15 protein-coding genes are annotated in these 15,374 nt (G+C 54.4%); 8 read left to right on the forward strand and 7 right to left on the reverse strand.

The window, feature by feature from the left end:
• The first annotated feature begins 5 nt into the window (after nt 1-5).
• Nucleotides 6-1,004, forward strand: a complete 999-nt coding sequence (gene idnR / locus QNN88_RS10700) for a DNA-binding transcriptional regulator IdnR (protein ID WP_414240197.1) — start codon at nt 6-8, stop codon at nt 1,002-1,004.
• Nucleotides 1,005-1,082: 78 nt separating this feature from the next.
• On the forward strand, nt 1,083-2,585 hold the full coding sequence (locus tag QNN88_RS10705) for a helicase HerA-like C-terminal domain-containing protein (protein ID WP_414240198.1): 1,503 nt from the start codon (nt 1,083-1,085) through the stop codon (nt 2,583-2,585).
• A gap of 71 nt (nt 2,586-2,656) precedes the next feature.
• Here QNN88_RS10705 and lptG read toward each other — a convergent pair whose 3' ends face one another.
• The 3 genes from lptG to ytgA form a co-directional block, all read right to left on the reverse strand.
• Complete coding sequence (gene lptG, locus QNN88_RS10710; protein WP_414240199.1) at nt 2,657-3,739, reverse strand: LPS export ABC transporter permease LptG; 1,083 nt, start codon at nt 3,737-3,739, stop codon at nt 2,657-2,659.
• Nucleotides 3,739-4,839, reverse strand: coding sequence for an LPS export ABC transporter permease LptF (lptF, locus tag QNN88_RS10715; protein ID WP_414240200.1), 1,101 nt, complete (start codon nt 4,837-4,839; stop codon nt 3,739-3,741). Before lptF ends, lptG begins: the two co-directional genes overlap by 1 nt.
• Nucleotides 4,840-4,901: 62 nt before the next feature.
• A complete protein-coding gene (gene ytgA, locus QNN88_RS10720; RefSeq protein ID WP_211180521.1) occupies nt 4,902-4,952 on the reverse strand; it encodes a protein YtgA in 51 nt (16 codons plus the stop codon).
• Nucleotides 4,953-5,105: 153 nt separating this feature from the next.
• Between ytgA and pepA the strand changes: the two genes are divergently transcribed.
• From pepA to QNN88_RS10735, 3 genes are all read left to right on the forward strand, one after another.
• Nucleotides 5,106-6,617, forward strand: a complete 1,512-nt coding sequence (gene pepA / locus QNN88_RS10725) for a leucyl aminopeptidase (protein WP_373671739.1) — start codon at nt 5,106-5,108, stop codon at nt 6,615-6,617.
• 135 nt (nt 6,618-6,752) lie between these two features.
• Entirely contained in the window at nt 6,753-7,196 is a 444-nt protein-coding gene (gene holC / locus QNN88_RS10730) for a DNA polymerase III subunit chi (RefSeq protein WP_414240201.1), read from the forward strand.
• Nucleotides 7,196-10,051 (forward strand): valine--tRNA ligase, encoded by a 2,856-nt coding sequence (locus QNN88_RS10735; protein WP_414240202.1) that lies wholly within the window; start codon nt 7,196-7,198, stop codon nt 10,049-10,051. Before holC ends, QNN88_RS10735 begins: the two co-directional genes overlap by 1 nt.
• Before the next feature lie 51 nt (nt 10,052-10,102).
• Here the strand turns inward: QNN88_RS10735 and QNN88_RS10740 are convergent, their stop codons facing one another.
• The gene (locus tag QNN88_RS10740; RefSeq protein WP_414240203.1) at nt 10,103-11,305 is read right to left on the reverse strand and encodes a YjgN family protein; all 1,203 of its coding nucleotides are present in this window, start codon (nt 11,303-11,305) and stop codon (nt 10,103-10,105) included.
• Nucleotides 11,306-11,496: 191 nt separating this feature from the next.
• On the opposite strand from QNN88_RS10740, the gene QNN88_RS10745 reads away from it, so the two are divergent.
• Entirely contained in the window at nt 11,497-11,994 is a 498-nt protein-coding gene (locus QNN88_RS10745; RefSeq protein ID WP_414240204.1) for a GNAT family N-acetyltransferase, read from the forward strand.
• Between the two features lie 6 nt (nt 11,995-12,000).
• Here QNN88_RS10745 and QNN88_RS10750 read toward each other — a convergent pair whose 3' ends face one another.
• The 3 genes from QNN88_RS10750 to rraB form a co-directional block, all read right to left on the reverse strand.
• Nucleotides 12,001-12,831, reverse strand: a complete 831-nt coding sequence (locus tag QNN88_RS10750) for a topoisomerase II (protein WP_414240205.1) — start codon at nt 12,829-12,831, stop codon at nt 12,001-12,003.
• Between the two features lie 87 nt (nt 12,832-12,918).
• Entirely contained in the window at nt 12,919-13,683 is a 765-nt protein-coding gene (gene miaE / locus QNN88_RS10755; RefSeq protein WP_414240206.1) for a tRNA isopentenyl-2-thiomethyl-A-37 hydroxylase MiaE, read from the reverse strand.
• A 59-nt stretch (nt 13,684-13,742) separates the two neighbouring features.
• Nucleotides 13,743-14,168 (reverse strand): ribonuclease E inhibitor RraB, encoded by a 426-nt coding sequence (gene rraB / locus QNN88_RS10760; protein ID WP_414240207.1) that lies wholly within the window; start codon nt 14,166-14,168, stop codon nt 13,743-13,745.
• Between the two features lie 98 nt (nt 14,169-14,266).
• On the opposite strand from rraB, the gene argL reads away from it, so the two are divergent.
• Both argL and argF read left to right on the forward strand, forming a co-directional pair.
• Entirely contained in the window at nt 14,267-14,362 is a 96-nt protein-coding gene (argL, locus tag QNN88_RS10765) for a putative translational regulatory protein ArgL (RefSeq protein WP_414240208.1), read from the forward strand.
• The gene (gene argF / locus QNN88_RS10770) at nt 14,332-15,336 is read left to right on the forward strand and encodes an ornithine carbamoyltransferase (RefSeq protein ID WP_414240209.1); all 1,005 of its coding nucleotides are present in this window, start codon (nt 14,332-14,334) and stop codon (nt 15,334-15,336) included. The genes argL and argF overlap by 31 nt, the downstream gene beginning before the upstream one ends.
• The last annotated feature ends 38 nt before the right edge of the window (nt 15,337-15,374 follow it).

Consider the following 15,374-nt stretch of genomic DNA (forward strand, 5'->3'; position numbering starts at 1 on the left):
AGAAGATGAGGAACCACAGAATTTCTTTGCAGGACATCGCCACGCTCGCGGGCGTGACCAAAATGACGGTGAGCCGCTATATCCGCTCGCCGAAAAAAGTCGCAAAGGAAACCGGCGAGCGTATCGCGCAGATCATGGAGGAGATCAACTACATCCCGAACCGTGCGCCTGCCATGCTGCTGAACGCACAAAGCTACACGCTCGGCGTGCTCATCCCCTCATTTCAGAATCAACTCTTCGCCGATATTCTTGCCGGGATTGAATCTGTGACGTCTGACCACAACTATCAGACGCTGATTGCTAACTACAACTACGACCGCGAATCAGAAGAGGAATCGGTTATCAACCTGCTCTCCTACAATATCGACGGCATCATTCTTTCCGAGAAGTATCACACCCTGCGCACAGTGAAATTCCTGCGCTCGGCGGCCATTCCCATTATCGAGCTAATGGACATCCAGGGTGACAGGCTGGATATGGAAGTCGGATTTGATAACCGCCAGGCGGCATTTGATATGGTCAGCACCATGCTGGATAAACGCCAGCGGCGCAAAATTCTCTATCTGGGCTCGAAAGACGATATCCGTGATGAGCAACGTTTTTGCGGTTACTGCGACGCGATGACGCAGCGAAATCTGACGCCCCTGCGCGTTAATCCGAAAGCGATCTCGTCCATTCACCTTGGTACCCAATTGATGCGCGACGCGCTGATCGCCCATCCGGATTTAGACGGTGTTTTCTGCACCAACGATGATATTGCGATGGGCGCGCTGCTGTTCTGCCGGGAACGCGAACTGTCCGTGCCGGAGCAAATTTCTATTGCCGGGTTCCACGGTCTGGAGATGGGCCGACAGATGATCCCAAGCCTCGCCAGCGTCATCACGCCCCGCTTTGATATAGGCCGCATGGCGGCGCAGATGTTGCTGAGCAAAATCAAGAATAACGACCACAACCACAATACCATCGATTTGGGGTACCAGATTTACCACGGCAATACGCTATAAGCGATTTTCTCTCCCCTGCGCATATTCTCTTCCCCTCATATTGCCTATACTCGACGCAGGATAAATGGAGGAAATCTCATGAGCGCACCCCTGCTGATTGCCCGCACGCCGGACACTGAACTCTTTTTACTCCCCGGTATGGCGAACCGCCACGGGCTGATTACCGGGGCGACCGGGACCGGGAAAACCGTCACGCTGCAGAAACTGGCCGAGTCGCTGTCGGAAATCGGCGTACCGGTTTTTATGGCCGATGTGAAAGGTGACTTAACGGGCGTCGCCGCCGAAGGCCAGGCTTCCGAAAAACTGCTCGCCAGGCTGAAAAATATCGGCATTACCGACTGGCAACCGCACAGCAACCCGGTGGTACTGTGGGATATCTTCGGTGAAAAGGGGCATCCGGTTCGCGCCACGGTCTCAGATCTCGGGCCGTTGCTGCTGGCGCGTCTGCTGAACCTCAATGAGGTGCAGTCCGGTGTGCTGAACATCATCTTCCGTATTGCCGATGATCAGGGTCTGTTACTGCTGGATTTCAAAGATCTGCGGGCCATTACCCAATACATCGGCGATAACGCCAAATCCTTCCAGAATCAGTATGGCAATATCAGCAGCGCCTCGGTCGGGGCGATCCAGCGCGGGCTGCTGACGCTTGAACAGCAAGGCGCAACGCACTTCTTCGGCGAGCCAATGCTCGACATCAAAGACTGGATGCGAACCGATGCTAATGGCAAAGGGATCATCAATATTCTAAGCGCCGAGAAGCTCTACCAGATGCCGAAACTCTACGCCGCCAGCCTGCTGTGGATGCTCTCCGAGCTCTATGAGCAACTGCCGGAAGCCGGCGATCTGGAAAAACCCAAGCTGGTTTTCTTCTTCGACGAAGCACACCTGCTGTTCAACGACGCCCCACAGGTGCTGCTGGATAAAATTGAACAGGTGATCCGTCTGATCCGCTCGAAAGGCGTTGGCGTCTGGTTCGTGTCGCAGAACCCGGCGGATATTCCGGATAACGTACTCGGTCAGCTGGGTAATCGCGTTCAGCACGCCCTGCGCGCCTTCACGCCGAAAGATCAGAAGGCAGTGAAAACCGCCGCACAAACCATGCGCGCTAATCCGGCATTCGATACGGAAAAAGCGATTCAGGAACTGGGCACTGGCGAAGCGCTGATCTCGTTTCTTGATGCCAAAGGCAGTCCGTCAGTTGTTGAGCGAGCGATGGTAATCGCACCGTGCTCACGGATGGGACCCGTAACGGATGATGAGCGCAACGGGCTTATCAACCACTCCCCGGTTTATGGCAAATATGAAGACGACCTGGATCGTGAATCCGCGTTTGAAATGCTGCAAAAAGGTGTCCAGGCAACGACCGAAGCACAAAGTAGCCCGACGGTAAAAGGCAAAAAGGTAGCGGTTGACGACGGGATCCTTGGCGGGCTGAAGGATATTCTCTTCGGCAGCACCGGGCCGCGCGGCGGCAAGCGCGATGGCGTGGTTCAGAGCGTCGCCAAAAGCGCAGCGCGTCAGGTCACTAATCAGATCATTCGTGGGATGTTAGGCAGCCTGATGGGTGGCAGAAAACGCTAGTGTCTGTGTAGGCCTGATAAGCGCAGCGCCATCAGGCACTGCGCTTTAGTTTGCCGGATACCGGCGAATGATTATGACTTACGCATCATCAGCCAGAGGCTGATCAAGAAGAATGAGGCGCTCGGCAGCAGGGCGCCAATAATCGGCGGAATGCCGTACACCAGCGTCAGCGGGCCGAAGATCTGGTCCAGTACATAGAACACAAAACCAAAGCTTATCCCCGTCACCACCCGTACGCCCATTGGCACGCTACGCAGCGGACCAAAGATGAACGACAGCGCCATCAGCATCATCACCGCTACCGACAGCGGCTGGAAGACTTTGCTCCACATATTGAGCTGGTAGCGTCCGGCCTCCTGGCCACTCGACTTCAGATACTTCACGTAGTTGTGCAGACCGCTGATGGAGAGCGCATCCGGGTCCAGCGCCACCACGCCCAGTTTGTCCGGCGTGAGGTTGGTTTTCCAGGTTCCGCTCACCGTTTGCGAACCCGTGATCTGCTTCGGGTTGGTCAGATTCGACTCATCCACCTGCGACAGACGCCAGACCTTTTGTTCCGGGTCAAACTTCGCAGACGCGGCATAGCGCACGGACTGCAGACGACGCTGATCGTTGAAGGCGTAAATACTGATACCGCCCAACTCTTCGTCACCTTTCACCCGTTCGATGTAAACAAAGTTATTGCCGTCTTTCGCCCACAGCCCCTGCTGGGTGGACAGCAGCGAACCGCCGTACATCGCCTGCGCACGGTAGTTGCGCGCCATCTGCTCGCCCTGCGGCGCGACCCACTCGCCAATGGCCATGGTCAACAATACCAGTGGGATCGCGGTTTTCATCACCGAGAGCGCCACCTGCATACGGGTAAAACCGGACGCCTGCATCACAACCAGTTCACTGCGTTGTGCCAGCATCCCTAGTCCCAACAGCGCGCCAAGCAGCGCCGCCATCGGGAAGAAAATCTGCACATCTTTCGGCACGCTGAGCAGCGTGTACACCCCTGCGCCCAGTGCGTCGTAGTTCCCCTGCCCGGCTTTTTTCAACTGGTCGACAAACTTGATGATGCCGGAAAGCGACACCAGCATGAACAAGGTCATCATGATGGTGGTGAAAATGGTTTTACCGATATAGCGGTCAAGGACACCAAATGGCTGCATCACACCGCTCCTTTACGCGAAAAACGGGCGCGCAGACGACGCACCGGCACTGTATCCCACAGGTTCAAGCCCACCGCCAGCGCCAGATACAGCAGGTTAACCACCCACATCCAGATAACCGGGTCCAGCTTGCCTTTGCCTCCGTTGGATTTCAGGGAGGTTTGGATCAGGAAGAACATCAAATAGAGCAGCATCGCGGGCAGCATCGACAGCACGCGGCCCTGACGCGGGTTAACCACGCTCAACGGTACCACCATCAGCGCCATCATAAATACGGTGAATACCAGCGTGAAGCGCCAGTGCAGTTCCGCACGAGCCCGATCGGTATCCGTGGACCACAGCGTACGCATGTCCATCTGGTCGGTATCGTTAGGGTCCAGCGCCACCGCCTGGTGACCGATAATCGCCTGATAGTCCTGGAAGTCGGTAATACGGAAATCGCGCAACAACGCGGTACCTTCAAAGCGAGTACCTTTGTTCAGCGTGACCACCTGCGAACCGTCACGCAACTGCGACAAGTGTCCGGAATCGGCGACCACCACGGAAGGGCGCGCGTTGCCTTTTGGGCGGATCTGCGCAAGGAACACATCTTTGAAATCGCTACCGTCAACGCTTTCAATAAACAGTACCGAGCTGCCATTGGTGGCCTGCTGAAATTGCCCCTGCGCCAGTGCGGCCATGCCTGGGTTGGCTTTCGCTTCGGCGAGGACTTCATCCTGATGCCTGGACGACCACGGCCCCGCCCACATGACGTTAACGGCGGCAATGATTCCGGTGAACAGCGCCAGGATCATGGCGGCTTTCACCAGCACGGATTTGCTCAGACCGCAGGCGTGCATCACCGTAATTTCACTTTCGGTATACAGTTTGCCCAACGTCATCAGAAGCCCGAGGAACAGGCTGAGCGGCAGGATAAGCTGCGCCATTTCAGGCACGCCGAGGCCCAGCAGCGAGAGCACCAGATTTGCCGGAATGTCACCGTCAACCGCTGCGCCGAGGATCCTCACTAACTTTTGACAAAAGAAGATCAAAAGCAGAATGAAGAGGATGGCAAGCTGGCTTTTGAGCGTCTCCCGCACCAGATATCTTATGATTATCACTTTAAATACGCCCGTAAAAACTCGTCTTTTGCAGGAATTTAGCTTGTTTCATGGCTTAAACGTCATTTATTCTCTTGAGTCGTCGAAATCGTCGCTAAAATTATTATACTCAGCGGATTCGCCACTCAGAACGCGTTCTGATGTGCCAATGCCGTAATAACGTTAAGATTAACACGAAGTCACCGCAACAGCGGACATGAGTTACGAAAGCTTGCAATTCTAACCGCAGGCGCCGCCGTTGTCTTTAAGATTCAGGAGCGTAGTGCATGGAGTTTAGTGTAAAAAGCGGTAGCCCGGAGAAACAGCGGAGTGCCTGCATCGTCGTGGGCGTCTTTGAACCGCGCCGCCTTTCTCCGATTGCAGAACAGCTCGATAAAATCAGCGACGGGTACATCAGTGCCCTGCTGCGCCGTGGCGAACTGGAAGGCAAACCGGGTCAGACCTTGTTGCTGCACCATGTTCCCAACGTGCTGTCCGAGCGTATCCTCCTCATCGGTTGTGGCAAAGAGCGCGAGCTGGATGAACGTCAGTATAAGCAGGTTATTCAGAAAACGATAAATACGCTGAATGATACCGGCTCAATGGAAGCCGTCTGCTTCCTGACCGAACTGCACGTCAAAGGCCGCAATAACTACTGGAAAGTGCGTCAGGCTGTCGAGACGGCCAAAGAGACGCTGTACAGTTTTGATCAACTGAAGACCACCAAAAGCGAGCCGCGTCGTCCGCTGCGTAAAATGGTCTTCAACGTACCGACCCGCCGGGAGCTGACCAGCGGCGAGCGAGCGATTCAGCACGGTCTGGCCATTGCTGCCGGTATTAAAGCTGCGAAAGATCTGGGCAACATGCCGCCAAACATCTGTAATGCCGCCTATCTGGCCTCTCAGGCGCGTCAGTTGGCTGACAGCTACAGTAAGAATGTGGTCACCCGCGTCATCGGCGAACAGCAGATGAAAGAGCTGGGAATGCACTCCTACCTCGCCGTCGGCCACGGTTCGCAAAATGAATCCCTGATGTCGGTTATCGAGTACAAAGGCAGTCCGTCGGAAGACGTGCGCCCGATCGTGCTGGTCGGTAAAGGGCTCACCTTTGACTCCGGTGGTATCTCCATCAAGCCTGCCGAAGGCATGGACGAAATGAAGTACGACATGTGCGGCGCCGCGGCCGTTTACGGCGTGATGCGCATGGTGGCAGAGCTTCAGTTGCCGATCAACGTCATCGGCGTGCTGGCGGGCTGTGAAAACATGCCAGGCGGTCGCGCCTATCGTCCAGGTGACGTACTGACAACGATGTCCGGGCAGACCGTTGAAGTGCTGAACACCGATGCCGAAGGCCGTCTGGTGCTGTGCGACGTCTTAACCTACGTTGAGCGCTTCGAGCCGGAAGCCGTAATCGACGTGGCGACCCTGACGGGGGCCTGCGTGATTGCACTGGGTCACCATATCACCGGTCTGATGTCGAACCATAACCCGCTGGCGCACGAACTGATCGGCGCGTCTGAACAGGCGGGCGATCGCGCATGGCGTCTACCGCTGGGTGATGAGTATCAGGAACAGCTGGAGTCGAACTTCGCGGATATGGCGAACATCGGCGGGCGTCCTGGCGGAGCGATTACCGCGGGCTGCTTCCTGTCACGCTTTACCCGCAAATACAACTGGGCGCATCTCGATATCGCCGGTACGGCATGGCGCTCCGGGAAAGCCAAAGGCGCTACCGGTCGTCCAGTGGCGCTGTTGTCGCAGTTCCTGCTCAATCGCGCCGGGTTTAACGGCGAAGAGTAAGTTTGAAATTGCCCCGTAGGCCGGATAAGCGTAGCGCCATCCGGCAAATGCCTGATGGCGGCGCGAATGCACCTTATCAGGCCTACGGTGTGCAACAAGACAACGCATTTAAATCCACCACAAGAAGCCCCATATATGAAGAATGCAACGTTCTACCTTCTGGACAACGACACCCATCAGGATGGCCTCAGCGCCGTCGAACAGTTGGTGTGTGAAATTGCCGCAGAACGTTGGCGCAACGGCAAGCGCGTATTGATTGCGTGCGAAGACGAAAAACAGGCGATTCGCCTCGATGAAGCGCTATGGGCCAGACCCGCGGACAGTTTCGTTCCGCACAATCTGGCAGGTGAAGGGCCGCGCGGCGGTGCGCCGGTGGAAATCGCCTGGCCGGAAAAACGCAACAGCAGCCCGCGCGATCTGCTCATCAGCCTGCGCGTTGGCTTTGCAGATTTTGCCACCGCTTTCACAGAAGTGATAGACTTCGTCCCTTACGAAGATTCTCTGAAACAATCGGCACGCGAACGCTACAAAGCCTACCGCGTGGCTGGTTTTAACCTGAATACGGCAACCTGGAAATAATGGAAAAGACATACAACCCCCAAGATATCGAACAGCCGCTTTACGAGCACTGGGAAAAGCAGGGCTATTTCAAGCCTAACGGCGATGAAAGCAAAGAGTCCTTCTGCATCATGATCCCGCCGCCGAACGTCACCGGCAGTTTGCATATGGGTCATGCTTTCCAGCAAACCATCATGGATACGCTGATCCGTTATCAGCGCATGCAGGGGAAAAATACCCTGTGGCAGGTCGGAACCGACCACGCCGGTATCGCAACCCAGATGGTGGTTGAGCGTAAAATTGCCGCTGAAGAAGGTAAAACCCGTCACGACTACGGTCGCGATGCCTTCATCGATAAAATCTGGCAGTGGAAAGCGGAATCCGGCGGCACTATCACCCGTCAGATGCGTCGTCTCGGCAACTCTGTTGACTGGGAGCGCGAGCGCTTCACCATGGATGAAGGTCTTTCCAATGCCGTGAAAGAAGTCTTTGTCCGCCTGTACAAAGAAGATCTAATTTACCGTGGCAAACGCCTGGTGAACTGGGATCCGAAACTGCGCACCGCCATTTCTGACCTGGAAGTGGAAAACCGCGAGTCGAAAGGCTCGATGTGGCATATCCGCTATCCGCTGGCCGACGGCGCAAAAACGGCCGACGGCAAAGATTACCTTGTCGTGGCGACCACCCGTCCGGAAACGCTGTTGGGCGATACCGGCGTGGCCGTCAACCCGGAAGATCCGCGTTATAAAGATCTGATTGGTAAATTCGTGGTGCTGCCGCTGGTTGACCGCCGTATTCCGATTGTGGGCGACGAACACGCCGACATGGAGAAAGGCACCGGTTGCGTGAAAATCACCCCGGCGCACGACTTTAACGACTACGAAGTCGGTCGTCGTCACGCCCTGCCAATGATTAATATCCTTACCTTTGATGGCGATATCCGCGAAACGGCGGAAGTATACGACACCAAAGGAAATGAATCTGACGTTTACTCCAACGCCATTCCAGCTGAGTTCCAGAAGCTGGAGCGTTTTGCTGCGCGTAAAGCGGTTGTGGCCGCGATCGACGCACTGGGCCTGCTTGAAGAGATTAAACCGCACGACCTGACCGTCCCGTACGGCGACCGTGGCGGCGTGGTTATCGAACCGATGCTGACCGACCAGTGGTACGTCCGTGCCGACGTGCTGGCAAAACCAGCGGTTGAAGCGGTTGAGAACGGCGACATTCAGTTCGTACCGAAGCAGTACGAGAACATGTATTTCTCCTGGATGCGCGATATTCAGGACTGGTGTATCTCCCGTCAGCTGTGGTGGGGTCACCGTATTCCGGCATGGTACGACAACGACGGCAACGTCTATGTGGGTCGTAGCGAAGACGAAGTGCGTCAGGAAAATAACCTGAGCGCAGACGTTGCCCTGCGTCAGGACGACGACGTGCTGGATACCTGGTTTTCCTCCGCGCTGTGGACCTTCTCCACGCTCGGCTGGCCGGAAAACACCGACGCGCTGCGTCAGTTCCACCCGACAAGCGTGATGGTGTCCGGTTTCGATATCATCTTCTTCTGGATTGCGCGCATGATCATGATGACCATGCACTTCATCAAAGATGAAAACGGTAAACCGCAGGTACCGTTCAAGACCGTCTACATGACCGGTCTGATCCGTGATGACGAAGGCCAGAAGATGTCCAAATCTAAGGGCAACGTGATCGACCCGCTGGATATGGTAGACGGTATTTCTCTACCGGAACTGCTGGAAAAACGCACCGGCAACATGATGCAGCCGCAGCTGGCTGAAAAGATTGCTAAGCGTACAGAGAAGCAGTTCCCGGAGGGTATTGAACCGCACGGCACCGACGCGCTGCGTTTCACCCTGGCCGCGCTGGCTTCAACCGGTCGCGACATCAACTGGGATATGAAGCGTCTGGAAGGTTATCGTAACTTCTGTAACAAGCTGTGGAACGCCAGCCGTTTTGTGCTGATGAACACCGAAGAACAGGATTGCGGCTTCAACGGCGGCGAGATGACGCTGTCGCTGGCGGACAGATGGATCCTGGCGGAGTTCAACCAGACCACCAAAGCGTACCGTGAAGCGCTGGATAACTTCCGCTTCGACATCGCTGCGGGCATTCTGTACGAGTTCACCTGGAACCAGTTCTGCGACTGGTATCTGGAGCTGACCAAACCGGTCATGACCGGCGGAACGGAAGCTGAACTGCGCGGCACCCGCAATACGCTGGTGACCGTGCTGGAAGGTCTGCTGCGCCTGGCGCACCCGATCATCCCGTTCATTACCGAAACCATCTGGCAGCGTGTGAAAGTGATTGCCGGTATCGACGCAGATACTATCATGCTGCAGCCGTTCCCGGAATATAACGCCGCGCAGGTGGATGAAACCGCACTCGCTGACACCGAATGGCTGAAGCAGGCGATCACTGCCGTACGTAACATTCGTGCGGAAATGAACATCGCTCCGGGTAAGCCGCTGGAGCTGTTGCTGCGCGGTTGCAGCGACGACGCGATGCGTCGCGTAAATGACAACCGCAGCTTCCTGCTGAACCTGGCGCGTCTGGAAAGCATCACCGTGCTGCCTGCCGATGACAAGGGTCCGCTCTCCGTGACTAAAATCATCGACGGTGCCGAGCTGCTGATCCCGATGGCGGGCCTCATCAATAAAGACGATGAGCTGGCGCGTCTGGCGAAAGAAGTGGCGAAAATCGAGGGTGAAATCGGCCGTATCGAAAACAAACTCGCCAACGAAGGCTTTGTGGCACGCGCACCGGAAGCGGTGATCGCCAAAGAGCGTGAGAAGCTGGAAGGCTACGCCGAAGCGAAAGCGAAACTGATTGAGCAGCAGGCGGTTATCGCCGCGCTGTAATTACGGATAGCGATAATGTAAACAGGCCGGAGCATGCTCCGGCCTTTTTTGTCACGACATAAAATAGAGCGTCGGCATCACGCCACGAGAGAGTCGCGATACAAAACCGTTATCCACACGCTCATCGCTGTCTGCAAGAGGTAATGTATCGAGATCGCCCACCACGTACGTATTATTCGCCAGCCATTTAATCAGCCAGATACGCAACAGCGGATAAGCCAGCCCGCCGGTGATTGCCGAAAGCACATACAATCCCCCCAAACGGTATACCATACCGTGCCAGGTTAGCGTGGAACGAAAACGAATGTCTCCGTCGGCGAGTTGCAGGTTATTCAGAAAATGGTTTCGAAACGCCACAATCAAATAACTCATTGAAATGGCAATGCCCAGATAATAGATAATCTGGCTTATCACAATCTGCCGTTGATACTCGATAAGGATTAACGCTTCAATTTCCTCTTCCGCCATCCCCGTCACATCGAGTTCAGATATCGATTTAAACAGCGCAATCGCGATAAAACCGACCACCGCCAGAAAAGGCAGTAGCGCAGCCATAGCCAGAATCGCGGATTTAATACAATGCCAGACATTCACCTGCACAGAGAACGAGTGGATACCAAAACGTCCGCCATTCCCCACCATCGTCATTAATCGGCTGTAGGCCACGCCACTGACGATCCCCATACCGGCGAGCCCCGTCAGCCCCAGCACGATCACCGTGAAAATCACTTCTCCCGGGCTTTCTGTCGGACATACCTGTAGCAGGCAGAATATCACCCCGCCCAGCGCAAGAAGCAACAACACCGGCAGACACAGAATATTCCAGAACGCCTTAAGCGCGGAAAAATGAAACCCAAAACGAATGCTGTTGAGCGACGTTTTCACCGCCTGGTACTGAAGATTTTTCATTACCAGAACAGGGATTGCTAAGACCAGTACCGCCATTAATGCCGCACCGATGACAAAATATTCCATGCTTATCAATATAATGCTCGCGATATAAATCACCAGCAGCATAAACCAGCTCAGGAAAACATCGCCCCCCGTGACCTTCCAGCTAAATGGTTGCCCGTTCAGGCTCATGTTGGAATAAATATAGCGACGGCATTTCATTAATGCCCAAGGCAGATAAATTCCTAATGTCACCAGTACCAGCAGTGAATTGACCAGACAAATTAGAAAATAATTTCCACCATCACCGCGAAATTCAAACGCATGCGATGGCGCCTCTTCTTTTATAAGATTTTCCTGCATAATAAATCCCTGTCGTTAATCATCCTTAAAAATACACATTATTAGCAGGCAATAGAAATACCGGCCAATAGAGATATTACCTTATTATCTGTATAAATAACATCCATCCGCTATGTTATAAGGTGCTTGCATCACCTGGCTGGGGGTGCTATTAGTTCAAATTATTAGTATTGTTAAAATCGGGTAGTAAAATGAATGTTCTCGACACTCTCTCGTTACGTCGCCTGACGGCCAGCGATAATCAGGTTATCGCTGCGGTTATCCGACAGGTTTCCGCCGAATATGGACTCACCGCAGACAAAGGCTATACCGTTGCCGATCCGAATCTGGATGAGTTGTATCAGCTCTACTCGCAACCTGGGCATGCCTATTGGGTGGTGGAACGTAATGGCGAAGTCGTGGGAGGCGGCGGAATTGCCCCGTTAACCTGCAGCGAACCCGATATCTGCGAGCTGCAAAAGATGTACTTTTTGCCCAGCGCACGCGGACAAGGTATGGCGAAAAAGCTGGCGCTGATAGCGATGGATCACGCCCGCGCGCATGGATTTAAACAATGCTATCTGGAAACGACCGCCTTTTTACGCGAGGCGATTGGGTTGTACGAACATCTAGGGTTTGAGCATATCAGCGAACCGCTGGGCTGCACCGGGCACGTCGATTGCGAAGTGCGGATGCTCAAACCCCTGTAATACCGGCTATTGCATCTCAGGCGATACTGAAAGTCGAATCACGCCAGCGGCCTGCGCGGCTGGCAATTTCAGTACTTCCGTCCACATATCCTGCACCAGATCGCAGACGACCTTCTCTTTTCCCACTCCCTTGTGCGGCTCAGCCATAAGCTGTACATCCTGCCCGTAACGCTGCACCAGTATCGGTACGACGCTTTGCAGATCCTGCATAGCCTGCTGTTTCTCAGCGTCTGTCACCGTGTGTTTATTGGGACCGTATGCCGCTCGCATCATCGCCGCATCGCCTTCCATCCGCCGTTTCAGAATATCCGGTGAGATCAGCCGCGTCGGGTTAATCCCCCCTTTAACCTGTGGGAAAAGGAAGCGGAAACACTCGTCATCGCCTTTTTTTTGCACAGCGGCAATTTGTTCGAGGTTGATCTTCATATAATCAACGACATGACTGTCCGGAGCCTGCTGCAAACGAGACATCTGTATTTGTAGCACCTGCGGTTGAATGGTATCGATAATTTGCTGTTCGGTTTTGCCTTCATTTTTCAGCTGTAGCGCCTGGGTGCGAAGATGGACCCAGAATGCCGGCTCCTGTTCCTTCAGTACCTGAAACGTCGGCATTTGCAGTAACACTGCATCAAACTGCTGCTCTTCACTCAGACCGGACGCCGCTTTTTCTCGCGGGATCAGGTAGTGCACGTCAAACAGGTTCCACGCGACGATCGCCACAATCATCAGTACCGCGCCGGAGGCTTTCCCCACCCAGCCTTTTTTGCGCATCAGCCCAATCACTGCGGCGATCACCGCGCCGACATAGCCTGCGAGAAGTACATGTGTCCAGTTCATCGGTATTGGTATTCCTTGCCCAGAAAAGGAGTCATTTTTCACCGCCCACGTCAGGATGTCACCTTGCGACGGGCAGAACTACCGAAATTAAGAGGCAACCGGCACGCCGCTGTGAAAGCGAAACTCGTTGTCTGGCGAGACGATCAGCGCCGCTTCCACGTCGCCAAAATAGCGGACGCGGGCAGAAATATCTTCCTGCGAAACCTGTTGCGCCAGCGCCAGATAGTCCTGGAAGTGACGCGCTTCGGAGCGCAGCAGCGACAGATAGAACTTTTGCAGATCGTCATCGAGAAACGGAGCCAGCGCGGCGAAGCGTTCGCAGGAGCGCGCTTCGATGTAAGCACCGCAAATCAGTTTATCAATCAGCGTCAGCGGTTCGTGAGTACGCACCGCTTTCAGCATCCCTTTCGCGTAGCGACTGGCGGTGATCTTCACGTAAGGAATGTTTCTGGCCTGCATCGCTTCACGCACCTGCCAGAAGTGGTGCAGTTCTTCTTTTATCAGCAGCACCATGCTGTCGATAAGCTGGCGGCCCCACGGATCGTCCGTTTCCGGCATCACGCTTTTACCAATCTGTTTATGGAGCGCAACAAAATCCGGTTCCGGCCCTTCCCGGAAAGCAAAGGCTTCATACGGCTGTAGCCAGGCGAGCAGCGAATCCGCACCCGGTTTATCCGCTACGTACTTACGCACCAGTAGCATCGCCGTTTGCGCCGCCTTGAGTTCGCATATCAAATGATCGGTGAGCAGCAGAGGAAGGTGTTGCGGATCGCGCGCCTGGTCAATCCATGCCTGCGGGGTCGGGCAGTGCAGAAAGTTAAGCACCGGAGAAAGTATTTGCGGGTAGTTCATGAGTAACCTGTTGGAAGAGTACGACAGCAGGCTGCCGTACTTTTTAACGCCTGGTGATCTTAGTGACGCACGCCGTCGTCATCTTCGTCGACGTAGTCTTCGTCGTCGCCCTCTTCACCATCTTCGCCGTTCGGATCTTCAAAGTAGGTGCCCCAGCCGTCGTATTCGACGTCATATTTCTCGGCCAGGTTCATCAGTTGCTCAACCTGCGCGTCGATGAGGTCGGCTTTCAGCGCACATTCACTGAGGATATCGCAGCAAATCACGGTATCGCCTTCTTCTACTTCCAGCTCTTCCGGCTCAGTGACTTCGTAACCGAGTTTAAACGCCTCAACCGCCGCTTTTTCCAGGGTTTCGAAATCATCTGCGGAAAGGTGATGTTCGATGGTGTACAGCGCATCCGGGTCGCTGCCATCATCCAGTAATTCTTCAATAATCAGGCGCGTTTCTTCACGCTGCTCTTCCAGTTGTTCCGGGTTTGCCATGGCTCGTTCCTCATAATGTCCTGCCGATACTCTTATTGTCACATACCACCGTCATTGCCTCCACCTTTACGGAAAAGATTTGTTAAACGGGGTTGCAAATGCATAATCATCCATATAAATTGAATTTTAATTCAATAAATGGCCTTAGCCATGGGAGGGAACTATGTCAGGTTTTTATCAGAAGCATTTTTTAAAGTTACTCGATTTCACCTCTGCTGAACTCACCGCGCTCGTACAGCTTGCCGCAAAACTGAAAGCCGATAAAAAAAATGGCACAGAAGAACAAAAACTTACTGGCAAAAACATCGCGCTCATCTTCGAAAAAGACTCGACCCGTACACGATGCTCTTTCGAAGTTGCCGCTTATGACCAGGGGGCTCGCGTCACTTATCTCGGTTCCAGCGGCAGCCAGATTGGGCATAAAGAGTCAATAAAGGACACCGCCCGCGTGCTGGGCCGGATGTATGACGGCATTCAGTATCGCGGTTACGGTCAGGAAGTGGTCGAAACGCTGGCCGAATATGCCGGTGTACCGGTATGGAACGGGTTAACCAACGAGTTCCATCCCACCCAGTTACTGGCCGATCTGCTGACAATGCAGGAACATTTACCGGGTAAAGCGTTTAACGAGATGACGCTGGTTTACGCCGGCGATGCGCGCAATAACATGGGCAATTCGATGCTGGAAGCTGCTGCGCTCACCGGGCTGGACCTGCGCCTGGTGGCCCCCAAAAGCTGCTGGCCGGAAGCGTCGCTGGTCGCAGAATGCAGCGCAATGGCAAAGAAAAATGGCGGCAACATTACGCTCACCGAAGATATTGCTGCGGGCGTGAAAGGGGCGGACTTTATCTACACCGATGTCTGGGTGTCGATGGGCGAACCGAAAGAGATGTGGGCGGAACGTATCGCCATGCTGCGCGACTATCAGGTCAACAGCGAGATGATGGCACTTTCCGGAAATCCGCAGGTGAAGTTCCTGCACTGTCTGCCTGCGTTTCATGACGACCAGACCACGCTCGGTAAAAAGATGGCGGAGGAATTTGGTCTGCATGGCGGAATGGAAGTCACCGATGAGGTGTTTGAATCTGCGGCCAGTATTGTATTCGACCAGGCTGAAAATCGGATGCACACCATTAAAGCCGTGATGGTGGCGACGCTGGCGCAATAATATTGTTCGCAAAGAAAAACCCCACATACCACTGTGGG

The sequence above is a fragment of the Citrobacter sp. ANG330 genome (assembly GCF_047467925.1).
In the GTDB taxonomy this organism is placed as follows: domain Bacteria; phylum Pseudomonadota; class Gammaproteobacteria; order Enterobacterales; family Enterobacteriaceae; genus Citrobacter_A; species Citrobacter_A amalonaticus_G.

Bases quoted from the DNA above. Each gene is read 5' to 3' on its own strand.
- idnR (WP_414240197.1), top strand. From the start codon at position 6: ATGAGGAACCACAGAATTTCTTTGCAGGACATCGCCACGCTCGCGGGC.
- QNN88_RS10705 (WP_414240198.1), top strand. From the start codon at position 1,083: ATGAGCGCACCCCTGCTGATTGCCCGCACGCCGGACACTGAACTCTTT.
- lptG (WP_414240199.1), bottom strand. From the start codon at position 3,739: ATGCAGCCATTTGGTGTCCTTGACCGCTATATCGGTAAAACCATTTTC.
- pepA (WP_373671739.1), top strand. From the start codon at position 5,106: ATGGAGTTTAGTGTAAAAAGCGGTAGCCCGGAGAAACAGCGGAGTGCC.
- holC (WP_414240201.1), top strand. From the start codon at position 6,753: ATGAAGAATGCAACGTTCTACCTTCTGGACAACGACACCCATCAGGAT.
- QNN88_RS10735 (WP_414240202.1), top strand. From the start codon at position 7,196: ATGGAAAAGACATACAACCCCCAAGATATCGAACAGCCGCTTTACGAG.
- QNN88_RS10740 (WP_414240203.1), bottom strand. From the start codon at position 11,305: ATGCAGGAAAATCTTATAAAAGAAGAGGCGCCATCGCATGCGTTTGAA.
- QNN88_RS10745 (WP_414240204.1), top strand. From the start codon at position 11,497: ATGAATGTTCTCGACACTCTCTCGTTACGTCGCCTGACGGCCAGCGAT.
- QNN88_RS10750 (WP_414240205.1), bottom strand. From the start codon at position 12,831: ATGAACTGGACACATGTACTTCTCGCAGGCTATGTCGGCGCGGTGATC.
- miaE (WP_414240206.1), bottom strand. From the start codon at position 13,683: ATGAACTACCCGCAAATACTTTCTCCGGTGCTTAACTTTCTGCACTGC.
- rraB (WP_414240207.1), bottom strand. From the start codon at position 14,168: ATGGCAAACCCGGAACAACTGGAAGAGCAGCGTGAAGAAACGCGCCTG.
- argL (WP_414240208.1), top strand. From the start codon at position 14,267: ATGCATAATCATCCATATAAATTGAATTTTAATTCAATAAATGGCCTT.
- argF (WP_414240209.1), top strand. From the start codon at position 14,332: ATGTCAGGTTTTTATCAGAAGCATTTTTTAAAGTTACTCGATTTCACC.